General features: G+C 52.3%; 25 protein-coding genes and 1 tRNA gene. 10 read left to right on the top strand and 16 right to left on the bottom strand.

The window, feature by feature from the left end; genetic code table 11:
- Positions 1-36: 36 nt before the first annotated feature.
- The 10 genes from J2I46_RS15415 to J2I46_RS15460 all read right to left on the bottom strand — a co-directional run bounded on the left by J2I46_RS15415 (position 37) and on the right by J2I46_RS15460 (position 7,439).
- A complete protein-coding gene (locus J2I46_RS15415; protein WP_207329933.1) occupies positions 37-537 on the bottom strand; it encodes a hypothetical protein in 501 nt (166 codons plus the stop codon).
- 80 nt (positions 538-617) lie between these two features.
- Positions 618-1,250 carry a DedA family protein gene (locus J2I46_RS15420; protein ID WP_207329934.1) on the bottom strand — a complete coding sequence of 211 codons (633 nt, stop codon included), beginning with the start codon at positions 1,248-1,250 and terminating at the stop codon, positions 618-620.
- Between the two features lie 51 nt (positions 1,251-1,301).
- On the bottom strand, positions 1,302-3,191 hold the full coding sequence (locus J2I46_RS15425; protein WP_207329935.1) for an ABC-F family ATP-binding cassette domain-containing protein: 1,890 nt from the start codon (positions 3,189-3,191) through the stop codon (positions 1,302-1,304).
- A gap of 122 nt (positions 3,192-3,313) precedes the next feature.
- Positions 3,314-3,384: transfer RNA gene (locus J2I46_RS15430), tRNA-Gln, on the bottom strand.
- A 71-nt stretch (positions 3,385-3,455) separates the two neighbouring features.
- Positions 3,456-3,746: an Asp-tRNA(Asn)/Glu-tRNA(Gln) amidotransferase subunit GatC gene (gene gatC / locus J2I46_RS15435; RefSeq protein ID WP_207329936.1), complete on the bottom strand. Its 291-nt coding sequence runs from the start codon at positions 3,744-3,746 to the stop codon at positions 3,456-3,458.
- A 24-nt stretch (positions 3,747-3,770) separates the two neighbouring features.
- Positions 3,771-4,547, bottom strand: coding sequence for a lysophospholipid acyltransferase family protein (locus J2I46_RS15440; RefSeq protein ID WP_310589039.1), 777 nt, complete (start codon positions 4,545-4,547; stop codon positions 3,771-3,773).
- Between the two features lie 61 nt (positions 4,548-4,608).
- Positions 4,609-4,908 carry a DUF5615 family PIN-like protein gene (locus tag J2I46_RS15445; RefSeq protein ID WP_207329937.1) on the bottom strand — a complete coding sequence of 100 codons (300 nt, stop codon included), beginning with the start codon at positions 4,906-4,908 and terminating at the stop codon, positions 4,609-4,611.
- Positions 4,908-5,144, bottom strand: a complete 237-nt coding sequence (locus tag J2I46_RS15450; RefSeq protein WP_207329938.1) for a DUF433 domain-containing protein — start codon at positions 5,142-5,144, stop codon at positions 4,908-4,910. The genes J2I46_RS15445 and J2I46_RS15450 overlap by 1 nt, the downstream gene beginning before the upstream one ends.
- A gap of 12 nt (positions 5,145-5,156) precedes the next feature.
- Entirely contained in the window at positions 5,157-6,653 is a 1,497-nt protein-coding gene (gene purH / locus J2I46_RS15455; RefSeq protein ID WP_229379779.1) for a bifunctional phosphoribosylaminoimidazolecarboxamide formyltransferase/IMP cyclohydrolase, read from the bottom strand.
- A 108-nt stretch (positions 6,654-6,761) separates the two neighbouring features.
- Entirely contained in the window at positions 6,762-7,439 is a 678-nt protein-coding gene (locus tag J2I46_RS15460) for a hypothetical protein (RefSeq protein WP_207329939.1), read from the bottom strand.
- 165 nt (positions 7,440-7,604) lie between these two features.
- On the opposite strand from J2I46_RS15460, the gene J2I46_RS15465 reads away from it, so the two are divergent.
- The gene (locus J2I46_RS15465) at positions 7,605-9,131 is read left to right on the top strand and encodes an MATE family efflux transporter (RefSeq protein WP_207329940.1); all 1,527 of its coding nucleotides are present in this window, start codon (positions 7,605-7,607) and stop codon (positions 9,129-9,131) included.
- 150 nt (positions 9,132-9,281) lie between these two features.
- Here the strand turns inward: J2I46_RS15465 and J2I46_RS15470 are convergent, their stop codons facing one another.
- Entirely contained in the window at positions 9,282-9,674 is a 393-nt protein-coding gene (locus tag J2I46_RS15470; protein ID WP_207329941.1) for an Hsp20/alpha crystallin family protein, read from the bottom strand.
- A 264-nt stretch (positions 9,675-9,938) separates the two neighbouring features.
- Between J2I46_RS15470 and hemC the strand changes: the two genes are divergently transcribed.
- From hemC to fabD, 6 genes are all read left to right on the top strand, one after another.
- Complete coding sequence (gene hemC / locus J2I46_RS15475; protein ID WP_207329942.1) at positions 9,939-10,862, top strand: hydroxymethylbilane synthase; 924 nt, start codon at positions 9,939-9,941, stop codon at positions 10,860-10,862.
- Between the two features lie 103 nt (positions 10,863-10,965).
- Positions 10,966-11,406, top strand: coding sequence for a GNAT family N-acetyltransferase (locus J2I46_RS15480; RefSeq protein ID WP_207329943.1), 441 nt, complete (start codon positions 10,966-10,968; stop codon positions 11,404-11,406).
- Between the two features lie 53 nt (positions 11,407-11,459).
- Positions 11,460-12,743, top strand: coding sequence for an ABC transporter permease (locus tag J2I46_RS15485; RefSeq protein ID WP_207329944.1), 1,284 nt, complete (start codon positions 11,460-11,462; stop codon positions 12,741-12,743).
- 152 nt (positions 12,744-12,895) lie between these two features.
- Positions 12,896-14,383: a UDP-N-acetylmuramoyl-L-alanyl-D-glutamate--2,6-diaminopimelate ligase gene (locus J2I46_RS15490; RefSeq protein ID WP_207329945.1), complete on the top strand. Its 1,488-nt coding sequence runs from the start codon at positions 12,896-12,898 to the stop codon at positions 14,381-14,383.
- 134 nt (positions 14,384-14,517) lie between these two features.
- The gene (gene mraY / locus J2I46_RS15495) at positions 14,518-15,729 is read left to right on the top strand and encodes a phospho-N-acetylmuramoyl-pentapeptide-transferase (protein WP_207329946.1); all 1,212 of its coding nucleotides are present in this window, start codon (positions 14,518-14,520) and stop codon (positions 15,727-15,729) included.
- A 122-nt stretch (positions 15,730-15,851) separates the two neighbouring features.
- On the top strand, positions 15,852-16,736 hold the full coding sequence (fabD, locus tag J2I46_RS15500; RefSeq protein ID WP_207329947.1) for an ACP S-malonyltransferase: 885 nt from the start codon (positions 15,852-15,854) through the stop codon (positions 16,734-16,736).
- Positions 16,737-16,921: 185 nt separating this feature from the next.
- On the opposite strand, the gene J2I46_RS15505 is transcribed toward fabD, so the two are convergent.
- The 4 genes from J2I46_RS15505 to J2I46_RS15520 all read right to left on the bottom strand — a co-directional run bounded on the left by J2I46_RS15505 (position 16,922) and on the right by J2I46_RS15520 (position 21,210).
- Complete coding sequence (locus J2I46_RS15505) at positions 16,922-17,692, bottom strand: amidohydrolase (protein WP_207329948.1); 771 nt, start codon at positions 17,690-17,692, stop codon at positions 16,922-16,924.
- Between the two features lie 107 nt (positions 17,693-17,799).
- Positions 17,800-18,372 (bottom strand): peptide deformylase, encoded by a 573-nt coding sequence (def, locus tag J2I46_RS15510; RefSeq protein ID WP_207329949.1) that lies wholly within the window; start codon positions 18,370-18,372, stop codon positions 17,800-17,802.
- A gap of 105 nt (positions 18,373-18,477) precedes the next feature.
- Entirely contained in the window at positions 18,478-18,891 is a 414-nt protein-coding gene (gene ruvX, locus J2I46_RS15515) for a Holliday junction resolvase RuvX (RefSeq protein ID WP_207329950.1), read from the bottom strand.
- 18 nt (positions 18,892-18,909) lie between these two features.
- Positions 18,910-21,210 (bottom strand): ATP-dependent helicase, encoded by a 2,301-nt coding sequence (locus J2I46_RS15520; protein WP_207329951.1) that lies wholly within the window; start codon positions 21,208-21,210, stop codon positions 18,910-18,912.
- Between the two features lie 171 nt (positions 21,211-21,381).
- Between J2I46_RS15520 and J2I46_RS15525 the strand changes: the two genes are divergently transcribed.
- On the top strand, positions 21,382-21,627 hold the full coding sequence (locus J2I46_RS15525) for a hypothetical protein (protein ID WP_207329952.1): 246 nt from the start codon (positions 21,382-21,384) through the stop codon (positions 21,625-21,627).
- 224 nt (positions 21,628-21,851) lie between these two features.
- Here J2I46_RS15525 and J2I46_RS15530 read toward each other — a convergent pair whose 3' ends face one another.
- A complete protein-coding gene (locus J2I46_RS15530; RefSeq protein WP_310589040.1) occupies positions 21,852-22,178 on the bottom strand; it encodes a Dabb family protein in 327 nt (108 codons plus the stop codon).
- Positions 22,179-22,357: 179 nt separating this feature from the next.
- Here J2I46_RS15530 and prfA point away from each other — a divergent pair, with 179 nt between their 5' ends.
- Together prfA and J2I46_RS15540 are read left to right on the top strand one after the other, a co-directional pair.
- Complete coding sequence (gene prfA, locus J2I46_RS15535; protein WP_207329954.1) at positions 22,358-23,431, top strand: peptide chain release factor 1; 1,074 nt, start codon at positions 22,358-22,360, stop codon at positions 23,429-23,431.
- Positions 23,432-23,484: 53 nt separating this feature from the next.
- Positions 23,485-23,667 carry a hypothetical protein gene (locus J2I46_RS15540; protein ID WP_207329955.1) on the top strand — a complete coding sequence of 61 codons (183 nt, stop codon included), beginning with the start codon at positions 23,485-23,487 and terminating at the stop codon, positions 23,665-23,667.
- The last annotated feature ends 18 nt before the right edge of the window (positions 23,668-23,685 follow it).

Consider the following 23,685-nt stretch of genomic DNA (forward strand, 5'->3'; position numbering starts at 1 on the left):
TCTGGCCGGGGCATTTTTAGTGCAGAGAGCGTAAGCTTATTGACCTAATTTAAATGTGACACCAAGCTTAAGCGTTGATACCGAAGAGCCAAGTTCTGCAAATACACCGGTTTTCTCAGCGAACATGTAACGGCCACCGATATGAATTGGCACTGAGATAAACGAAAGATCATAGGTAACACCACTCAATCCTGTATAGCCAAAATAAGTTAGCCCTAACCCGGCATACAGGTCAACATTTTCAGGAGTGTTAAGTAGTTCATTGAAGTGGTAAGAGCCACGAGCGCCAATGTCATATCCGCCAACACTGTTACCAAAACTTCTGTAGCCAACGCTGCCACCTACTGTAATATTTTTAGCGACGCCGAAATCAGCTGCGGCATTGAAACCCAATCCAGAACCATAAAAGTATGAGCCACCTATGCCAATACCAAGGTTAACGAACTTTGTACCCTTATCGATTGCCAGTTGGGCAAAGCTTGATGTAGTCAGCAGGGTTAAGCTGAATAAAGCGACAATAGCGAAAAACTTTTTCATCGTGGACTATTCTTTTTCGTGAAACTTGGGACAAAGAAAGTCAGCTTTTTGGGATTGTAAAGAACAAAGCGCTGTATCTGTTATTTATCGGTAGTATTTCGAGCATTGATGTAACCGCGAATAACCGTGAATGTAGTAACCCCCAGAAAGAAAAGAATGATCCAGTGTACATAGTTTATAATTCCGGGAAATTGTACACCAAAGTAGTAACCACCACCCACCAGTACGCACGTCCATAAGCCACCACCCACAATATTATAAACCATGAACCGGGCGAGATTCATATGGATAATACCCGCCAGCAGGGGCGCAAACGTTCGCACAACGGGCAAAAACCGGGCAACGATCAGCGCCTGATTGCCATATCGTTCGAAGGTTTTCCGGGTGTTGGTAATGTACTCCTGCTTAAATAATAAAGAATCTGGTCTGTTTTGCAGCTTGACGCCAAAGAAATAGCCTATCCCATAACCCAATAGAGCCCCTGTTACGGCTGCGCCAAAAATGCAACTGATCAACAGGCCGAGCGATACGAGCAGCACCTTGGTACCCGCAAAAACGCCAGCCAGAAATAACAGGTAATCGCCGGGCAGGAAAAACCCGAAAATGACCCCGTTTTCAACGAACACGATCAGTGTAACAACAACCAGCCCACCCGTCCGAATGAGTTCTTCTGAGTTGAGCAGGTAGCGAAAAAAATCCAGGATAGCATCCATTTTAGGAATGGAGGTAAGAGTTAACTCTCAATCCTTAACTCTTACCTCCCATTATATGTGTTCCGCCAACTCTAGCCAGCGGTCGGTTTTGGCGGCAACCAGGGCCTCAATTTCCTCAATCTCCCTGGCCCAGGCCGTCAGCTGCTCGTGGTGACCACCACCATTCAGCGCGTCGATGACCTCTGCCTTACGTTGTTCGAGGGTCTCAATTTCGGACTCCAGCGCTTCATATTCACGCTGCTCTTTAAAACTTAACTTTTTTTTCTGGCTTGAAGCCGCTGGCTTTTCAGCCGATAGGTTAACCGGGGTTAGTTTATGGCTGGCTGAAGCCGACTCTTTTGTAATGGCATTTTTCTTAGGTTGGGCGTCGCGCCATTCGCGGTAATCGGTATAGTTACCGGGATAGTCGCGCACCTTGCCCTGTCCTTCCAGCACAAATACGTGGTCGACCAGCCGGTCCATGAAGTACCGGTCGTGGGTAACGATGATCACGCAGCCGGGGAAATTAAGCAAAAACTCTTCAAGCACGTTCAGCGTCGTGATGTCGAGGTCGTTTGTTGGCTCGTCGAGGATCAGGAAATTGGGGTTCTGCACCAGTACCAGGAGCAATTGCAGGCGTCGTTTTTCGCCGCCGCTCAGCTTAGCCACAAAGTCGTACTGTTTTTGCCGGTCGAACAGGAAATGATGGAGCAACTGGCTGGCTGTGATGGTCTGCCCATCGGCGAGTTTCATCACCTCGGCCACTTCCTGTACCACATCGATCACGCGCTGATTATCAGCAATGTTCAACTCGTTCTGCGTGTAGTAGCCAAAGCTGACGGTTCCGCCCGCCGTGATCTTGCCCGAATCGGGGCGAAGTTCGCCGATGAGCATATTAAGCAGCGTGGTCTTGCCCATGCCGTTCTTGCCGATCAACCCAACACGGTCCTGCCGTTTGAAGGTGTAGGTAAAGTGATCGAGCAGAATCTTGTCGCCGAAGCGTTTACTCAGATTCTCCACCTCCAGAATCTTGCTGCCCAGGCGTGATACGCGCAGGTTCAGATCGAGCTCGCCGTCGTTCCGGCGATTTTTCACTTTGCCTTCCAGGTCCTCAAACGCATCTTCCCGGTATTTGGCCTTTGTCCCCCGCGCTTTCGGCTGTCGGCGCATCCATTCCAGCTCGCGGCGGTAGGTATTCTTGTTTTTCTCGAATTCGGCGGCATCAATGGCAATGCGTTCCGCCTTCTTTTCGAGGAAGTACGCATAGTTACCTTTGTAGCCATATAGCTGGCCCGCATCCATCTCTACGATCTGGTTACACACCCGATCGAGGAAGTACCGGTCGTGCGACACCATCAGCAGGGTACCGTTATTGGTATTCAGGAAGCTTTCGAGATATTCGATGGCTTCCAGATCCAGGTGGTTGGTTGGCTCATCGAGAATCAGCAGGTCGGGGTTCTGGATGAGCACTCGTGCCAGGGCCACCCGCTTGCGCTGTCCGCCCGACAACGTACCTACACGCTGCTCAACGTCCTGAATGCCCAATTCGCCCAGGATTTGCCGAATCTGTGCTTCATAGTCCCAGGCTTCCAGCTTTTCCATCTGGTTCATGGCCTTTTCCAGCGCGTCATGGTCACCTTCGTTGGCGAGGGCTTTTTCATACGCACGCACGGCATCGAGTTGGGCGCTTTCGCCCGCCAGCACTTCTTCCAGAATGGTGAGCGCCTCGTTCAGGTCAGGTTGCTGGTTCAGGTAACCAACGGTAATGTCTTTCCGAACACTGACCAGGCCCTGATCGGGCGGGGCAGCGCCGGCCAGAATTTCGAGTAGTGACGTTTTCCCCGATCCATTGGCGCCGACAATGGCAATTTTATCGCCCCGGCTGATGCCGAAGTTAATATTACGGAACAACGTCCGGTCGCCGTAGGCTTTGGCAAGATTTTCGGCTGATAGGTAATTCATAGTAGGATGCTGGATACAGGACATTAGCTATTGGATAACCGACCAGTCTACCGTCTGATACCCAGGGTCCAAAGTCTAGTAAATAAAAAAGCCGACTCGGTGAGGAATCGGCTTTTTGTAAGTAGCTCGACCAGGATTCGAACCTAGACAGACAGAACCAAAATCTGATGTACTACCCTTATACTATCGAGCTATTTCGCAATTGCGAGTGCAAATATACGAAGCCTGAGCCTCTCAAATCAAGTCTAATTGCAAAAAAAATCATCATTCCATCACTTTCGGAACCTTGATAAACTGTTCGTCGTGGTCTGGCGCATTGATGAGTGCCTGATCACGAGGCAGTTGATTGGCTACTTTATCTGCCCGCAACACGTTATCAATTTCTTCCGACATGTGCATGAGCGGGGTTACGCCCGTGGTATCAACCTCATTGAGTTGTTCCATCCAGTCGAGTACGCTGTTCAGACTGTTCAGCAAACCAGCTTCTTCGTTGGAGTTAACGGTCAAACGGGCCAGATTGGCTATTTTTTGTAAGGTTTCGGTATCAACTTTCATTATAGCAGATCGCAATCAGCGACGTTAAACGCTGGACTTCAGACCATTAACTTTTTCTCTATTCAATTCACGCTCAATAATTCGGTACGTTTGCTCCCGAAGTGCATCGGCATCAGCCTGGGTCAGACCGCCGGTGGAAATAGGTTCATGAAAAACGACCTGAACCGGTTCCCAGTTCACGCGGAATGGTTTGCCATCGGGTAAAATCCGGTAGTTGTTCACCAATGTCAGCGGCACAATGGGCACTTGTTGCTGAATAGCCATCGTGAAGGCTCCATCCTTAAATGGATAGACCATTTCAGGCGGGTTTTCGGCCTTTATCCCGCCTTCCGGAAAAATAATGATGCTACGCCCCTGCGCCAGCGTACGCATGCATTTACCCAGCGAATACGCCCGGCTCTGTGCACTAGACCGATCGACCATTATGTGCAGCTTGGCATACATGTAACCAAATAACGGCAGTTTTCTGACGCCGATTTTCCCGATAAACGCGTAAAGCCCCGGCACGACAACGCCCGTTACGGCAATATCGAAATACGAAAAATGGTTGGCGCAATACACGTAGGCCTTTCCAGGCTCGGGCCGAAATCGCCAGTCGACACGGATGGGCATGGCCATAAAGAGAAACGCCAGCACGCCCCACGTCCGAACGGCGCCGTGTGCCAGTTGCAGGCCAAATCTGCTTTTATTGCTCGACAGCCATGTTCCTACCAAAATGAAAGGCAACATTAACAAAAAGAAGACCACAAATACCAACACGCACCAAACCGTGTAGAGTAAACTGAACCAGGATTTCAGCACGAGTTAGAGGGGTTAAAAACACACTAATGTAGAATTCGCATTGCCGTACGGTCAATTTCAATTACGCTGTGTATAGCGAGTTGCTCAACCAGTTCGTGAGAAGGCGGAACAAATTAAGCAATTCTCTATTTTTTATATTTCCTGTAACAACGTAAACTAATTTCTTTGATTGATTCGTAATCAGGAAGCTATTATCCTTCGTAATAACGACACAATCGCCATCCATACTCTCCTGAATGATCATAGAATCAGATACACGCTCATCTGAACCCAATGTACTCACGTGGATAGCCTCATGGCCTTTACTAATCAGCACATCCACTAACAACGATGGCAACTGCTCGTCAACCAGGAAACGCATCAGGCGGCTTTGTTGTACGGAACAAACTGAAAATTAGCTAGCCGAGTCGCGTACACCAAACAAGATCGAATGTCTTCTTCCTGTAGCGTAGGATAATCTGCAATTAATTCTTCATGTGTCATTCCGGCGCTTAACAGCTCAAGAATGGTAGCTACCATCAACCGTGAACCCCTTATTGTAGGCTTACCATGACAGATAGTAGGGTCAACTGTAATGCGGTCTAACAAGGGTTCCATAGTTGTTTTGATTTAGTGTTTAAAATGCCGGACGCCGGTGGTGACCATCGCGATGCCGTGCTGATTGCAGTACTCGATGCTGTCTTTGTCGCGGATGGAACCGCCGGGCTGCACTACTGCGGTGATACCCGCCTGACCGGCAATCTCTACGCAGTCGGGGAAGGGGAAGAACGCATCCGAAGCCATAACGGCACCGTCGAGGCTGAACCCGAAGGCATGCGCTTTTTCGATGGCTTGCTTCAAGGCATCGACCCGGCTGGTTTGGCCTACGCCGCTGGCCAGCAGCACGTCTTCTTTAGCCAGAATGATGGTGTTCGACTTGGTGTGTTTGCACACTTTTAGGGCAAACTCCAGGGCACGTACTTCGCTATCGGTCGGGGCTTTGTCGGTCACGGTCGTGAACTGGTCAGCGGTTTCGGTCACGCTGTCTTTGTCTTGCTCCAGTACACCGTTCAGAATGGTTTTTACCAGTGTAGTAGGTAATTCGACCGGTTTCCGTTTCAGTAGAATGCGGTTTTTCTTCGATTTCAGCAGGTCCAGTGCTTCAGGGGCGTAGTCGGGCGCGATCAGGATTTCCATGAACAGCTTGTTCAGTTCCTCCGCCGTAGCCAGATCGACAGGTACGTTGGTGATCACCACACCGCCGAACGCCGAGATCGGGTCACAAGCTAGGGCTTTGGCATAGGCTTCGGCGGGAGTAGCCGCCGACGCAATACCGCAGGCATTGGTGTGCTTAATGATGGCGTAGGTAGGTACGTCCGGTGTAAACTCGTCGATCAGGCCAACGCAGGCGTCAACATCGACCAGGTTATTGAACGACAATTCTTTACCGTGCAGCTTGTCGAAAATAGCGTCGAGGTCACCGTGGAAAGTGGCTTTCTGGTGCGGGTTTTCGCCGTAACGCAGTTCACTTTTCTTCTGAGCCGTTTCACCGGCAAAATACTGATGAATAGCCGTGTCGTAATGCGAAGTGGTGGCGAAAGCTTCCATGGCGTAGCGGCGACGCGTCTCCAGGTCGGGCTGGCCATCGGTTTCGGTCAGCACCTGCAGCAGATCAGCGTATTGGGTACGTGATGAGACGATGAGCGCATCCTGGAAATTCTTGGCACCTGCCCGGATCAGTGAGATACCGCCGATGTCGATTTTCTCGATAATGTCTTCGGCTGAGGCACCCGACGCTACCGTTTCTTCAAACGGATACAGATCAACCACCGTTAGGTCGATGGCCGGTATGTTGTGTTCCTTTGCCTGCGCTACGTCGCCTTCGTTGTCGCGCCGGTAGAGAATGCCGCCAAACACAGCCGGATGCAGGGTTTTTACTCGACCGCCGAAGATCGACGGGTAGCCGGTCAGCGACTCGACGGGAATAACGGGAATGCCGAGTTGTTCGATAAACGTTTGGGTACCGCCCGTTGAATAGAGCGTAACGCCCTGTTGGTGCAACAACCGGACAATGGGTTCGAGGCCGTCTTTGTAATAGACCGACAATAACGCAGCAGAAATTTTCATTGATATTGAACGAGGTACGTAGCGCTGGAGTCGATTCCAGCGGCAACCAACATGGCTGCAAAAGTACACGGCAAAATGCGAATGGCATTGTTCTGCCCAAAAACAGCCCTAGCGTAATGGCTTAAGCAACTTTCGATGTAAAGCCTGTGCAGCCTGTTTCAAGGTCTGTTCGCTTTCTTTGGTATTGCCTTCGGCAATAGTGACCATGCGTCCGGTTAGCGCAACCAGTTGCCCCATAAGCGACCCTTCTTCTGGTGAATGTGTTTCACCACCACGGACGCCAAAACCAGATCCATAGGCGGTGAAATGGTATCTCACGCCGTCAGCGATAGTAACAGTCATCGTTTCTAGCTGCCCATTGTCAAGTGTATCATACTTTATAGGTGGATATCGGGTTTGGCTGACTGCATCGAAGAACAGCCTATTCAGTTCTTTAGCCAGGTCAGGCTTAATCCGCCGACGCGTTTCCAGATATTTTGCCGTTTGCACACGGGCAGAATCGTTTCTGATGGACCACAGATCATTTTCCATACTTCTGACCATAACGTAATAGCTGCCCTTGACCGAGTCTACCGTAACAACATACTCTTCCTCGAAAGAAGGCAGCACGACCACTTTTGCCAGCGGCCATGCGCTCAAGCCTTTCAGCAATCTGTTCTGGATCAAGGAGTAATACTTATCATCCTGAGCAGCTCTTGAAAAATAGCCCTCAGCGGGCGTCAGGTGATCCTGTGCCAGCGATAGATTGGCAAGCAGCGAACACAGTATGAGTAAGCAGGCTTTCATAGACGTGATTTAGAGAAATGATGCAATTAGAATAGCCTATCCATAATAGCTCATACATTACCCCTAAGCATGTTCTTCACCAACAGAAGACCCGCAGGCCGTATCTTCGCAACGTACCTGACGGGAAATCCGGCTCCAGGTACGTTGCAGTAACCCACGTACACATTGAGCACCTTTAAAAAATTAGCCAGCGACACGGCCCTGTATGGTATCAGCACGATTGCGGCACGGTCGGTGAATTTCTTGTTAACCCCCATTCAGAACTACGCCTTCAGGCAGGGCGGTACGCTGGCCTCCAACGTAACGCTCTACGCCTGGATCGGCGTACTGCTGACGGTCTATACGCTGGGGCTGGAAACGGCCTTTTTTCGATTCGCCGCCCGCAACAAAGGGAAAGAAAACGAAGCCGAACGAGTGAAGGTATTTAGCCGGACACTTACCATCGTGGCTGCGATCAGCGTAGTCTGTACGGCGTTGATTCTGGTATTTTCAAAGCCAATCTCGGTGGCGCTCGGTTACCCCGACGAGGTACTGTTTATTCAGTGGACGGCCCTGCTCGTAGGTATCGACGCCATCATGGCTATTCCATTTGCACGACTGCGGGTCGAGGGGAAAGCGAAGCAGTTTGTGGTGGCCAAGCTCATCAACATTGGGCTCAACGTGCTGCTCAACGTGTTCTTTATTGTTGTCTGCAAGGACATCACCGAGGGCGATTACCTGCCTCGCCTACGCCCGATCGCCGAACTTTTCTACAACCCCACAATAGGCCCCGGCTATATTCTGCTCGCCAACCTGCTGGCCAACGCCCTGTATTTCCTGATTCTGCGGCAGGCCTTTCGGGGTTTTCGCTTTACGTTTGAATGGCCCGAAGCCAAAACGCTGGTCGTGTATGCCTTCCCGATTATGCTGACGGGGCTGGCGGCGGTGCTCAACAACCTCACCGACCGACTATTTCTGGAGGCGTTTTTGCCCAAAAATTTCTATCCAGGCCACTCGTCTAAATGGGCACTTGATGTGTACGGACAATGCTTCAAGCTGTCGGTGCTTATCAGCCTGGCTATTCAGTCGTTCAAGTTTGCGGCCGAGCCGTTCTTTTTCGGGCAGGCCAACGACAAAGACGCACCCGACCTGCTAGCCCGCGTCACGAAGTGGTTCATCATCTTCTGCGTAGCGCTGTGGGTAGCCATTGGCCTTAACATGGACCTCATCGGGCTGGTGATCAACCCCGAACGGCGGGCGGGATTGGTTGTTGTGCCTCTGCTAATGCTGGGCAATCTGTTTCTGGGAATTTACTACAACATCTCGTTCTGGTTCAAGCTGTCGGACAAGACGCAGTTTGGCACAATCATTACAGCTGTGGGACTGGCAGTTACGTTCGGTCTCAACTGGCTGCTGATTCCGATACTGGGCTTCATGGGTTGCGCCTGGGCGTTTCTGATCTCCAGCGTGGTGATGACGGTGATGTGCTACGTACTGGGCGAGAAGTATTACCCGGTTCCCTACGATCTGCTGTCTGCGGCGGGCTACATCCTCGGCGGCGGGCTACTGATTTACCTGGCGTCGTTTATCCAGATCAGTAACCTCTGGTTATCTGTCCCGTACCACGTGGCGCTGTTTGGCCTGTTTTTGGGATGTGTCGTAGCAGTGGAATGGAGCACATTCGGGCCGGTGGTGCGGGCGCGGCTGAAGTAGTGTTTGTGGTGTTATGACTCCTCGTTGTCACTCGCCACAGGCAAGCGACAACGAGGAGTCATAACACCACAAAAAAAGAAACCCGGTCTCGTAAGACCGGGCCGCACGCATCTATATGTAACAGGGCCTAGTAACCCTGGACAGGAAGCATTAGAAAAGATTCTTAATGTCGATGTTGCGATACTCGTGCTCTTCGTCGTTGAAAGGCAAATTCACTGTTACCCGACCGTATTCGTGTTCGGCCTCGATATGCTCGGCGTCGATAAAATCGGGAATGTCAATCACTTTCAAAAACATGGGCACTGCTAACCGTTGGCCAGCCGATTCACTATCGTGAACCAGCAGCGTATATAAAACCAATTTATTACCCTCTACCAACACGTTGAATGAGTTGGCGCTAACGCCTGGGGCCGACAAGCGAATGACCAACCGGTCGTCTTCGCGTTTTACTTTCATTTCCGTCAGGCTCGATCCACCATACAGTGTATTGAGCAAATCGATTTGTCCGCCTGTTCCTTTAAACACATGATCTACCGTTCTCATAGTACGTGTTGTTTACTGTTCACTGGTTTATAGACAAAAGCTGTGCCTGATGGTTTAAAGAGCCTTTTGTGTGCCAGAGTGGCAGGCAAAAACCGGCAAAATCGGCGATTTTCAGACGGTTTGGCACACTAAACGGATCAACTGGCCTTCTGGTAAATTTTGTCAGGTATCGATAACCTGTAGCAAAAATTACGCACTGACGGGGGAAGTGGGGAAAGGGAGTCTACAACCTCGAAACTGACCGTCTGGTTGTACCTTTGCACTATGCATATTCGAATTGGAACCCGCAGCAGCCGACTGGCCCTATGGCAAGCCGAATATATTCAGCAGTTGCTTCAAGCCGCAGGCATTACCTCCGAGCTAGTATTGATTGAAACAAAAGGTGATCAGATTCTGGATAGGTCGCTTTCTAAAATTGGCAGTAAAGGCATTTTTACGCAGGAACTGGAAGATCAGCTCCGGTCGGGCGCGATTGATATTGCCGTGCATTCGGCCAAAGATTTACAGTCGAGCTTACCCGCCGATCTTAGTATCATTGCTTTTACCGAGCGCGAACGTGTGAACGACGTGCTGGTAAGCCGGAACAGATCGCTATCACTGACCTCAGGACAGTCATTCACCATAGGTACGTCGTCGACGCGGCGGGTGGCGATGCTTCGGCATTACTGTCCGCATATTAACGTGGTGGATATGCGAGGTAATCTGCAAACACGACTCCGTAAGCTCGACGAGGGCCACTGCGATGCTCTGCTGCTGGCCTACGCCGGTGTTCATCGCATGCACTATGACGATCTGATTGCCGAACACCTGCCGATCAGCGACTTTACGCCCGCCGTTGGCCAAGGCAGCGTAGCCATCGAAGCCGCCGACACGCTGCCGCTCGATAAACTGGCTCAGGTACGTTCCCTGACGAACCATGAACCGACAGAAGCCTGCCTGAAAGCCGAACGGGCTTTTCTCCGTCGACTGGAAGGTGGGTGCAGCATTCCTGTGTTCGCCCTGGCAACCTGGGCAGGCGATGAAATTAGTCTGACAGGCGGGCTCATCAGCCTCAACGGTGCCAACATTCTCCGCGAAACTTTCAGCGGCCCACCCGCCCAGGCTGAACAGCTGGGTCATGACCTGGCCGAAGCCCTGCTGACCCGTGGCGGCGACGAAATTTTGCAAAGCATTCGAGCAGCGTTATAAATCGGTTTATAGTTTGCCGTTTACTGTTGCGCTGCTAACAGGTCATTTATGTGTTAATAGCGTAACTGAAAACAGTAAACGGCAAACAGCAAACTCTCTTCCCATGACCATCCGCCTTGCCGAAACCGACATCGACTTACGCCGCTGCCTGCCGGCTTTGCTGGCGCTGCGGCCGCATTTAACCGACGAAACCGCGCTGGCCTTGCTGCATGAACAACTGGCCAACGACCGGTTCAGCGTAGCCTTTGTTGATCTCGGCGATACCGTTCCTGCACCCGCCGTGATTACGTTCCGTCGGATGACGATGTTGGTGTCGGGCAAGACAATTTACATTGACGATCTATCGACGTCACCGGAAGCTCGGGGCAAGGGATACGCCGGTGCGCTGGTCGATTTCGTGATTGCGCAGGCCCGGCAAATGGGTTACCAGACCGTTTCATTAGATTCGGGACAAAATCCGACCCGATACGATGCGCATCGGCTTTACCTGAATAAACGATTCAACATCACCAGTCATCATTTTTCACTAAATCTAGTTGACTAGTTCTGCACTTGGCCTGCCCCCGCCAGAATGCCGAATTAGTCATCAGTTCCCTCATGAACCTCGCCAAAATAAGCTGGAGTAACCTGGTCGATAAGCCGCTAAGCAGCTTCCTGAGCGGACTGTTGATGACACTAGGCATTGCCATTATCTCGCTGCTGCTGTTGCTGAACAAGCAGTTGCAGGATCAGTTTAGCCGCAACATTCGGGGTATCGACATGGTCATAGGCGCGAAAGGCTCACCGTTACAACTGATCCTGTCGAGCATCTATCAGATCGACTCGCCCGTGGGTAATATTCCGCTCGCCGAAGCCACCCGCCTGACGCGCAATCCGATGATCAAAACGGCGATTCCGCTGGCGATGGGCGACAGCTACAAGTCGTTCCGGATTGTTGGCACAAACCAGAAATACCTCGACCATTTTGGCGCAACAATCGCGCAGGGTCAGCCTTTCAAAGATGACCTCGAGGTGGTGATCGGTCCACGGGTTGCAGCGGCAACCGGTCTGAAAGTAGGCGATAGCTTCGCCAGTCAACATGGGCTTGACGGCAACGGTGAGGCACATGGCGACAAAAAATACAAGGTCGTAGGTACGTTGGCCCCTAGCAACAGCGTCTGCGATCAACTGATTCTGACCAACGTATCGAGCATCTGGGCGGTACATAATCATGACTCGGCCAATGGTGAAGATCATCATGAGGAAGAGGCCACCACTGCTGGTGGCGCTACAGCAGACGACCTTGCCGAGCATCACAACGGCGAAGAAGCCCATGACGACGAGCATGGACCCGAAGCTGGTCCCGAGATTACGAGTATGCTTGTGAAATTCCGCAACCCGATGGGTATGATGCTCAAACGTGGTATCGACAACAACTCGAAACTACAGGCCGCACTTCCCGCCATTGAAGTAAACCGGCTGTTCGATCTGCTCGGCGTTGGTGTACAAACCCTACGCGGTCTGGCCCTGGCAATCATCATCGTAGCGGGCATCAGTGTATTTGTGTCGCTCTACAACTCCCTTAAAGAACGCCGTTACGAAATGGCCCTGATGCTCTCGATGGGTGCCACGCGGGCGCAACTCTTCGGTATGTTGCTGCTTGAAGGCCTGGTGCTGGCCCTGATCGGTTTTGTGGCGGGCCTGGCTTTGAGCCGCCTCGGGTTGTGGCTACTCTCCCAATTTGTAGAAGGCAATTACCACTACAGCTTCAGCGACGCCAGCATCCTGCCGGACGAATGGTGGTTGCTGGCCGTCGCCATCGGCATTGGTCTCGTAGCCGCCGCCCTGCCCGCTATCGGCGTATACCGGATGAACATTTCGCGAACTTTGGCGGAGGAGTAAGGGAAAGAAAGGAGGAAGGAGGAAAGGGAGAACGGAGAAAAGGGGCTAACGCGCAAGCACCTTCCTCCCTTTCCTCTTTCCTCCCTTTCCTCCCTTTCCTCCCTTTCCTCCCTTTCCTCCCTTTCCTCCCTTTCCTCCCTTTCCTCCCTCCTATGCAACTTTCTGATCTTCTCTATAAAGTCTCTCTTCTAGCCACGGCAGGCGATATGAACGCCGAGGTGACGCACCTGACCATGGATTCGCGCCAGGTACGTTCCGGGAGCCTGTTCATTGCTGTGCGCGGTACCGTTTCTGACGGACATACGTTCATTCAGAAAGCCATTGATCTGGGTGCTACGGCGATTTTGTGCGAAGAAATGCCCGCCAACCGCACTGAAACAGTCACCTACATTCAGGTGGCCAATACACCGCAGGCGATGGGTATGGCGGCGGCTAATTTCTACGGGCAGCCGTCGAAAAAGGTTAAGCTGGTGGGTGTAACGGGCACCAACGGCAAAACGTCGGTAGCGACGCTGCTGTTCCGGTTGTTCACGTCGCTCGGCTATCGCTGCGGCCTGCTCTCGACGGTGCAAAACCAGATTGGTGAGACGGTCATTCCGGCTACACATACCACACCGGATTCGATCACGACGAACGAGCTGCTGACGCAGATGCTGGCGCAGGGCTGTACGCACGTGTTTATGGAGGTGAGTTCACACGCCGTGGTGCAGGAGCGCATTGCGGGGCTGCATTTCGCCGGGGGCATTTTCACCAACATCACCCACGATCACCTCGATTTTCACGGTACATTCGATAACTACATTAAGGCGAAAAAAGGCTTCTTCGACCAACTGCCCCGCTCGGCTTTTGCACTGACCAATGCCGATGATAAACGGGGACTGGTGATGCTGCAAAATACGCTGGCCCGTAAGGAAAGCTATTCGCTACAAACGCTGGGTACGTTCAAAGGGAAAATCCTGGCTGATGGGCTATTCGGGCTGGAAATGTTGATCGACGAACGGCAAGTGTGGTTCAAGCTCATTGGTCGGTTCAACGCTTATAACTTGCTGGCGGTCTACGGCGCAGCCGTATTATTGGGCGAAGACGAAGAAGAAATACTGACCGAACTATCGGCAACGTTACCGCCGCAGGGTCGTTTCGAACAGGTCATTTCCGACAACCGGATCGTGGGAATTGTGGATTACGCCCACACGCCCGACGCACTGCAAAACGTACTGGAGACGATCACCGAACTGCGTCATGACAATGAGCAGGGTGTTCTTCCCAATATCATAACGGTAGTTGGTTGTGGCGGCAACCGCGACGCAGCCAAACGGCCAATCATGGCGCAGATAGCAGGCAAGTTCAGCGACCGGGTCATTTTAACGTCCGACAATCCGCGATTTGAAGACCCAATGGTCATCCTGGAGCAGATGCAGGCCGGTATTTCGCCCGTTGATTACAAAAAATCGCAAACGATCGAAGACCGGCGCGAAGCCATCCGAACGGCCGTAAAACTGGCTCGTCCTAACGATATCATCCTGATTGCCGGCAAAGGCCACGAGACCTACCAGGACATTCAGGGCGTAAAACATGATTTTGATGACCGGCAGGTGCTTCGCGAGGCATTTCAAAGTGCTAACTTTAGGGCCAAAGAGTGAAGTAGCGAATGAGTGAAAGAGTGGCTGTTGCTTTGTAAAACGCTGGTTTAGGCTTTGCCAATAGTCTCTTTTTCACTCATTTACTCCGGACGGCGTTCCGCTTTCACCCTTTCCCTCTTTTCCCTCTTTAAAAAATGCTCTATTACCTCTTCCAGTATCTCGACCGTGCATTTGACTTTCCCGGCGCGCGGGTATTTCAGTATATCTCGTTTCGTGCACTCGGTACAGTGATCACGTCGCTGCTGATCGCGGCTATTTTTGGGCGGCGTATCATCGACCAGCTTAGGAAACTACAGATCGGCGAGTCGATTCGGGATTTGGGGCTGGAAGGGCAGATGCAAAAGCGCGGTACGCCAACCATGGGCGGTTTTATCATCATGGCCTCGCTGGTTATTCCGGTGCTGCTGTTCGCCAAACTCTCGAATGTATACATCATCCTGCTGCTGGTATCCGCTATCTGGACCTGTCTCATCGGCTTTATCGATGACTACATCAAGGTCTTCAAGAAGAACAAAGAAGGATTGGAAGGGAAATTTAAAGTGGTGGGGCAGATTGGTCTCGGCCTGATCGTTGGCCTGACGCTGTCGTTCAACCAATACGTGAAAATCCGGATTTACGACAAGCCTGCCGCCGGCGCTATCGTCCGCCAGCTTACTCGTTATCAAGATATTCACTCAACGGTATCAACGATTCCCTTCCTGAAAAACAACGAGTTCGACTATAGTTCGTTGCTCTTCGGTATGGTCTCTACCGATTACACCTGGGTCGTTTATACGCTGGTTTGCATCTTCATTATTACGGCGGTGTCCAATGGTGCCAACATCACTGACGGCATCGACGGGCTAGCTGCAGGTACGTCGGTGATCATCGGCCTGACCATCGGCGTCCTGGCTTACGTATCGGGTAATGCCCGTTTCGCCGATTATCTGAACATCATGTACATCCCCAATTCGGGCGAGCTGGTAATTTTCTGCGCCGCCTTTGTGGGGGCCTGCGTGGGTTTCCTCTGGTACAATTCGTACCCCGCCCAGGTGTTTATGGGCGATACGGGCAGCCTGATGCTGGGCGGGGTAATCGCGGTATTGGCCCTTACGATCCGAAAAGAACTGCTGATTCCGGTCATGTGCGGCATTTTCCTGGCCGAGCTAGTATCGGTTATTACGCAGGTGAGCTACTTTAAGTACACGAAGAAAAAGTACGGCGAAGGCAGGCGAATACTGCTGATGTCGCCGCTTCACCACCATTTTCAGAAAAAAGGCTACCACGAAGCCAAAATCGTCACCCGCTTCTGGATCGTCGGTATCATGCTCGCCGTCATGACCCTGGCGACGTTGAAATTAAGGTAAAACTAAGTAAAACTAAGTCGATAGTCAATAGTCGGCAGTCGATAGTCGCGCTGCTAGTTGAACGTTTGTTGCTTAGCAGCGCGACTATCGACTGCCGACTATTGACTATTTTTGACTCATATATGAACGCATACATCTTTCCCGGCCAAGGTTCCCAGTTTACCGGAATGGGCCACGACCTGTATCAACAGTCAGAACAGGCTAAATCGTTGATGGATCAGGCCGATCAGATTCTGGGCTTCAGCCTGACTACCGTCATGTTTACCGGCACCGACGAGGAACTGAAACAAACCAACGTTACGCAGCCGGCTATCTTCCTGCATTCGGTAGCCAAAGCCCTTACGGCCGAAAATTTTGCGCCTGCTATGGTGGCAGGCCATTCGCTCGGCGAATTCTCAGCGCTGGTTACCGCGGGAGCCCTTTCGTTTGAAGACGGACTCCGTTTGGTAGCTCAACGCGCCGACGCCATGCAACGCGCCTGCGAACTGAACCCATCGACAATGGCCGCCATCCTGGGCCTACCCGATGCCATCATCGAACAAATTTGCGAGGAAGTGAACGGCGAAACGGGCGAAATTGTGGTGCCAGCCAACTACAACTGTCCCGGTCAGGTGGTGATTTCGGGCAGTAACGAAGGCATCCGTATCGCCTGTGAACGTCTGAAAGCTGCCGGTGCCAAACGGGCCTTACCGCTGCCGGTGGGTGGTGCATTCCACTCGCCGTTAATGGAGCCCGCCCGTGCCGATCTGGCCCAGGCCATCGAAAACACACCGTTCCAGTCGCCCCGCTGCCCAATCTACCAGAACGTAAACGCGCAGCCCTCCACCGACGTACCCACAATCAAAGCCAACCTGATTGCGCAGCTCACCGCCCCCGTCCGTTGGACACAGTCGGTCGAAGCCATGACTACCGACGGGGCTACCCTCTTCACCGAATGCGGCCCTGGTAAAGTATTACAAGGCTTGGTGAAGAAGATCGCGCCGGACGTTGAGGTAGCTGGCGTATAAATACTGGAATGAATAAAGGGGATTAACTGCTTATTGCTGTAGGTTGCTTTCGCGTGACTCTTCGACAGGCTCAGGGTGACAGGACACATCCGGATGTGGATGATCAACTTGAGTGAGCTTGTCACCCTGAGCCTGTCGAAGGGCCACGCGAAAGCAACCTATAGAAGAAGAGCACCCTTATTTAGCTAAACATCCGCATCCAGATAGGCCGGAAACTTGGCTCGGAAAGCTTGTAGATCATCCAGCGATAACGTTTGCTGGTGGATAACTTCAGTATCATACTGACGGAAAAGAACGTCGCCTTTGAAGTCGACCAGGGCTGAGCCGCCACGGTAAGGGTGCCCATTTCCGTCGGTGCCTACGCGGTTGACGCCCACTACGTAGCTCAGGTTCTCGATGGCGCGGGCCTGTAGCAGTGTATCCCACGGCTGTTGGCGCGGGGCGGGCCAGTTAGCGACATACAGCAACAGATCGTAATCGAGTTGGTCGGGGGCGATCTGTTTGTTGCGGCTCCAGACCGGGAAACGCAGGTCGTAGCAGATTAACGGACAGATACGCCAACCCCGCCATTCGCGCACCAGTCGCGACGTGCCTGCCGAATAGGTCTTTTCTTCGCCCGCCATTCTGAACAGGTGCCGTTTATCGTAATGGGCGAACTGCCCGTCGGGCTCCATCCAGATCAGGCGGTTGTAATACCCGCCATTTTCCTTCACCACATAACTACCCGTTACCACCGCGTTGGTCTGCGCCGCCATCTGTTTCAGCCACTTGAACGTGGTCAAATTCATCGGCTCGGCCACAGCACGGGCATCCATTGTGAAGCCCGTCGTAAACATCTCAGGCAGCACAATCAGATCCGTCGGTTCGGGCAGGGTAAAGAGCTTCTCCTCCAGCATAGCCCGGTTCGCCACAGGGTCCTGCCAGTGCAGTTCAGTTTGAATGAGGGTGATGTTCATAAGGAGGAAAGGGAGGAGGGAGAAAAGGAGGAAGTCGCTTACTCAGGAGTAGCTACGTGGGCGTAAGCAACCCCCTTCCTCCTTTTCTCCCTCCTCCCTTTCCTCCTTTATTTTGGGAACCGCATTTTGTACTCCACGTCTACGTTGCCGCGCGTGATGTCGGCGAGGCGTTTTTTGAGGAGTTGGCGTTTCAGCGGCGACATGTAGTCGGTAAAGAGCTTGCCTTCGATGTGGTCGTATTCGTGCTGGATGATCCGGGCAGCGGTGCCTTCGTATTCTTCCTCGTGTTCGTTCCAGTCGACATCAAAATAGCGAATCACGATAAACTCAGGCCGGTACACGTCGTTGCGGATGCCGGGAATGCTCAGGCAGCCTTCTTCAAATGCCCATTCGTCGCCATCTTCTTCCAGGATTTCAGCGTTGATGAATACCTTCTTGAAGCCAACGAGTGTCGGGTCGATATCTTCTTCCGACTCACCTTCGTTGAAGGGCTGTCCATCTACCACGAACATCCGTACGCTCTGCCCGATCTGCGGAGCGGCAAGCCCTACACCCGACGCGGCGTACATGGTTTCGAACATGTCTTCGCTCAACTTTTTCACGTCGAGCGTACCTTTTTCAATGTCTTTGGCCTTCTTCCGCAATACCGGATCGCCGTAAGCTACAATTGGGAGAATCATGTTTTTCTAAATTTCAAGTTTCAGGTTTCAGGTTTCAGGTGCTTCGCTAACTCACCACATCGTTGATCAGCAAAGTACCTGGAACCTGAAACCTGAAACTTGAAACTAATTTTTGCTTTCCATAAATGACTGCAGGATGATCGTGGCGCTCACCATGTCGATGTTGCCTTTCACCCGCCGGTCTTTCTTACTGGTGCCGCCCGCAATCATCGACTGCAAGGCCATCCGCGACGTAAACCGCTCGTCGTGCTGATAGACAGTCTGATCGGGAAACACCGCTTTCAATTTCTTAATCAGGCCGCGAACCGGTGCCGTTGTGTCTGTATCGGTACCGTCGGTATTGGTTGGCCAGCCCACCACAAAAGCCTCCACCGGTTCGGCCGCTACGTAGGCTTTCAGCCGGTCGAACAGCGTGTGGGTCGGCACCGTTTCCAGCGCCGTTGCGATGATCTGCATCGGGTCGGTCACGGCCAGTCCGGTCCGCTTATTTCCGTAATCAATCGCCACGATTCGCGCCATATGCTGCAAAGGTACGGTTTAGACTATTCTTAGCTTCGCAAAACTTAAGAGCAGCGTTTTTTCGCCCACTACGTCGAACTGGATGACGGCTTTGCGTTCGGTGCCGTTCACGTCGAGGGATTTCACGACGCCGAAGCCAAATTTCGAGTGTTCTACCTTCATCCCTTCGGCTAGTTCGGCTGTGTTGCTGGGGGCAAAATCGGCAGAGGGCGTGTGGGTGACGGTGGGCTGCGGAACCTGACGTTGGGCCGTTTTCTGGGCTAGCGACCGCACGAAGTTCATCGAGCCGGCAGAGGGCATCTCGTCTTTACTACGGCTGGCGTAGGTATCGTCACCTTTGAACCGGGGTTTGGGCGGCGTCACGGTCTTGCTCATCGTCAGATAACCCTGGTCTACCTCCATCAGGAACCGGCTCGGTTCGCAGATTTTCAGTCGGCCGTAATGGTAGCGCGATTCGGCGAACGAGAACGTGAGGCGCTTCTCGGCGCGGGTGATGGCTACGTAGAACAGGCGGCGTTCTTCTTCCAGATCAGCCCGGCTTTCGAGCATCATCTGGCTGGGAAACAGGTCTTCTTCCAGCCCAACAATGTGTACATTCTTGAACTCCAGCCCTTTGGCGGCATGAATCGTCATCATCGTTACCCGGTCGTTGTCGCCATCTTCCTCTTTTTCGTCGGCGGTGGTTAGCAACGACACCGTTTGCAGGAAGGCGCTGAGGTTCTTTTCCTCGTTGTCAGGATTATCGACATACTCCTTGATGGCGTTCAGCAACTCCTGGACGTTCTCGTAGCGGGCCAGCCCTTCCACGGTCTTGTCTTCGTACAGTTCCTTCAGAATGCCCGACGTTTTGGCCACGTGCGCCGCCACTTCATAGGCATCCTTCTTGTCGATCAGCAGCGTATAGCTTTTGATCAGCTCCGCAAAGCCCTCGATGGCTATCGATGCGCGGCCCGTGATGTGGTAGGTAATGTTGCTGACGATCTCCCAGATAGGTACGTTCTTCTCCGAGGCTAGCACCGAAATCTTGGCCAGCGTGGTGTCGCCAATGCCGCGTTTAGGCAGATTGATGATCCGTTTGAACGCCTCCTCGTCGGCCTGATTGACGGTGAAGCGCAGGTAAGCGATCAGGTCTTTGATCTCTTTGCGCTGGTAGAAGGATAGACCACCGATGATCCGGTACTTAATGCTCAGCTTGCGCAGGGCTTCCTCGAACGCCCGCGACTGGGCGTTGGTGCGGTACAGAATAGCAAAATCATTGTTCCGCAGGCCGTCGCGCATTTTGGCTTCGAAAATGTTCGTTGCCACCAGTCGGCCTTCTTCGTTATCCGACGACGCTTTGATGACCTCGATCAGCGGACCGGTTTCGTTGTCGGTGAAGACGCGCTTTTCCAGCTGATTCCGGTTACGGGCAATTACGGAGTTAGCCGCCTGCACAATGGTATTGGTACTGCGGTAGTTCTGCTCCAGCTTCACGATTTTCACCGTGTCTTTGCCGTAATCTTTCTGGAAGTTCAGGATATTCTCGATGTTGGCCCCCCGGAACGCGTAAATACTTTGCGCATCGTCGCCCACCACGCAGATGTTCTGATGCACCGCCGCCAGCTTGCGTGTAATGAGGTACTGCGACACGTTGGTATCCTGAAACTCATCGACCAGCACGTGCTGAAACTTGTGCTGGTACTTGTGCAGAATGTCCAGGTGATCGCGAAAAAGGACGTTGGTGTTGAACAACAGATCGTCGAAATCCATGGCGTTGGCCTGAAAACAGCGCGTGCTGTAGACCTTGTAGATCGCCCCCACCTCCGGCATCTTCGCCGACGCATCATCGGCCTGGATGATAGCGTTGTTCATATATTCGTCGGCACCCACGAGACGGTTTTTCGCGCTCGAAATACGGTTGAATACGGCATTGGCGCGATACTGCTTATCGTCGAGGCCCCGTTCCCGAATAATAGAGCGGAGCAGCGATTTCGAGTCGTCGGTATCGTAGATCGAGAAGTTGCTGGTATAGCCCAGCGCTTTGGCTTCGATGCGCAGGATTTTGGCAAACACAGAGTGGAACGTACCCATCCAGATGTTACGCGCTTCATTGCCAATCACCTTTTCGATCCGGTGACGCATTTCGCCGGCGGCCTTATTGGTAAAGGTCAGCGATAGAATCCGGAATGGATCAATGCCCTTGTCGATCAGGTGCGCAATACGGTACGTGAGCACGCGCGTTTTGCCCGAACCGGCTCCGGCAATGATCATCATCGGGCCGTCGCCGTGAGTTACGGCTTCTCGTTGCGGGTCGTTCAGACCAGCTATATAGTCAATCATGAAAAGACGATGGATGTTCAATGCTGATTAGCAGACTACCGATTAACCGGTTTATCAGCCTTTACCCAGCTATAGATAACAATCAAATTTACGTAAAAATTTGGGGGCAGGCTAACAAAGTGGCTAAGGCGGGGTTTAGCCTAGTAAATAACTAGACAACTTAACAACATTATGGAAAATCAGGATAAACAAGATGAGATCCGGGCCAAACAGGCCATCAGCCCCGCCGGTCTGGGCGATCAATCAGCCGAAGGCAATAGTGGTGTTGGTGCTGAGATAGACGCCCCCGAGCTACCTGCCAACGAAATGGAGGACACGTACATGAACGGTGATGAACCCGCCGAGAACGTACCCATGACACACCCCAACCGAAATGACGGCGGAAAACCGGATATCGATAAACCAGCGTATAGCTAAACATAAAAACGGCCTCTGCAACAATGCAGAGGCCGTTTTTGTGGTATGCCTAGGTACGTAGTACGCATTGTTTTCGCGTGCGGTCCCTTCGACAAACTCAGGGTGACAATACACATCCAGCAGGTGCATGACAACCTTGGGTGAGAGTGTCACCCTGAGCCTGTCGAAGGGACCGCACGCGAAAACAATACACTACATCACGAAGTACTACGTACCCAGCTTCTTTACCGCTTCGGGCCAATCGCATCATAGATCACGACTTTTTCCCAGAGGTACGCATAATTGTTCCGGAAATCGTCGTGGATCGGATGCTTCTGGTATACTTCTTCGTCGGCAGCACTGTCGAACAGGCACAGCCACGAATAGGTGTAGGTACGTTCGATCACGGCACGGTTCGTAGCGGCGGGCTCGCCGATATGCACCATTTTGATAGATGGCACCTTAGCCAGCATGTTTAGGCCTTCCAGCAGTTTGGCCTTATCGGTGGCGTTACCAGGGTTTTTCAGGTAAAAAAGTACGTGATGGACGAATGTTTCTTTAGGAGCGCTCATGGGCAAGTTTGCAGCGACGCCTACAGCGACACTACTTTTTAGCGTGGTTTTAATGAATGTTCTTCGCGATTGACTCATGGTTGATTCTGGTTCGTGTACAAAGTAACAAAGCTTAATCCGTTTACTGTCACAACGCCTAACCCTTCCCGCCTTCGCCCTGTTTTTTGTACCTTTGCGGTATGCTTGAACAACTTGAATCGATCAGCGAACGCTTTAACGAAGTGGCACAACAGATTGTGCAGCCTGAGGTGTCTGCGGACCCCAAGCGCTTCATGAAGCTGAGCAAGGAATATAAGGAGCTTGATAAGATCGTGCAGCAGTACCGGACTTATCAACAGACACTTGCCGAAATCGTAAATGCCCGCGAGGTCATTGCCACGGAAAAAGACGAGGAGTTTCGCGACATGGCCAAAGCCGAACTCGACGAACTCATCCCGCGCCGCGATGAACTTGAAGAACAGCTAAAAGAAATGCTGATTCCGAAAGACCCCAACGACAGCCGGAACATCATTCTGGAAGTTCGTGGCGGTACCGGCGGCGACGAAGCAGCCATTTTTGCCGGCGATATTTTCCGCATGTATCAACGCTTCTGCGAGAAAATGGGCTGGAAAATGACCCTCGTCGACTTTACCGAAGGCTCATCGGGCGGCTACAAAGAGATTATCACCGAAATTGAAGGGGAAGACGTCTATGGCAAGATGAAGTTCGAGTCAGGCGTTCACCGGGTCCAGCGTGTGCCTGCTACCGAAACACAAGGCCGCATTCACACCTCGGCAGCCAGCGTGGCCGTACTGCCCGAAGCCGAAGAGGTCGACGTGGAGATCAACATGAACGACATCCGGAAGGATACATTCTGTTCGTCGGGTGCGGGTGGTCAGTCGGTAAACACGACGTATTCGGCTGTGCGCCTTACCCACCTGCCAACGGGGCTGGTCGTGCAGTGTCAGGACGAACGCTCACAGCTGAAAAACTTCGACAAAGCCCTGACGGTGCTTCGTTCCCGCCTGTACGAGATCAAACTCCAGGCCCATAACGACGCCATTGCTTCGCAACGCAAAACGATGGTCGGCAGCGGTGACCGGTCGGATAAGATCCGTACTTACAACTACCCCCAAAGCCGCGTCACCGATCACCGCATCGGCCTGACGGTCTATAACCTCCCCGCCGTGATGGAAGGCGACATCGGCCAGTTCATCGAGCAACTCCGCATCGCCGAAAACGCCGAACGATTGAAAGAAGGCACCAGCGCGTAGTGTGAATGATTAGCTGGATCTATCTGTTATTCAGACGTTGACTTAGTTCTATTATGGAAAAGCGAGTTGAAGAGTCAGCGGGTGTTGCTGTTGCTAAACGGTTATTAGCCAGCAAGCATCAAACGCAACAGGATGCCCTTTATGAATTCAAAACGAATCCTGATATACAACGCGCCTTTGAGCAGTTGAAACAGCGCAATGAGCAGCGAGGAGCGCCTATTATCACCCCAGTATGATTACCTATTCGTTGGTGG

It is taken from the genome of Fibrella forsythiae (assembly GCF_017353175.1).
GTDB classification, from domain to species: Bacteria; Bacteroidota; Bacteroidia; order Cytophagales; family Spirosomataceae; genus Fibrella; species Fibrella forsythiae.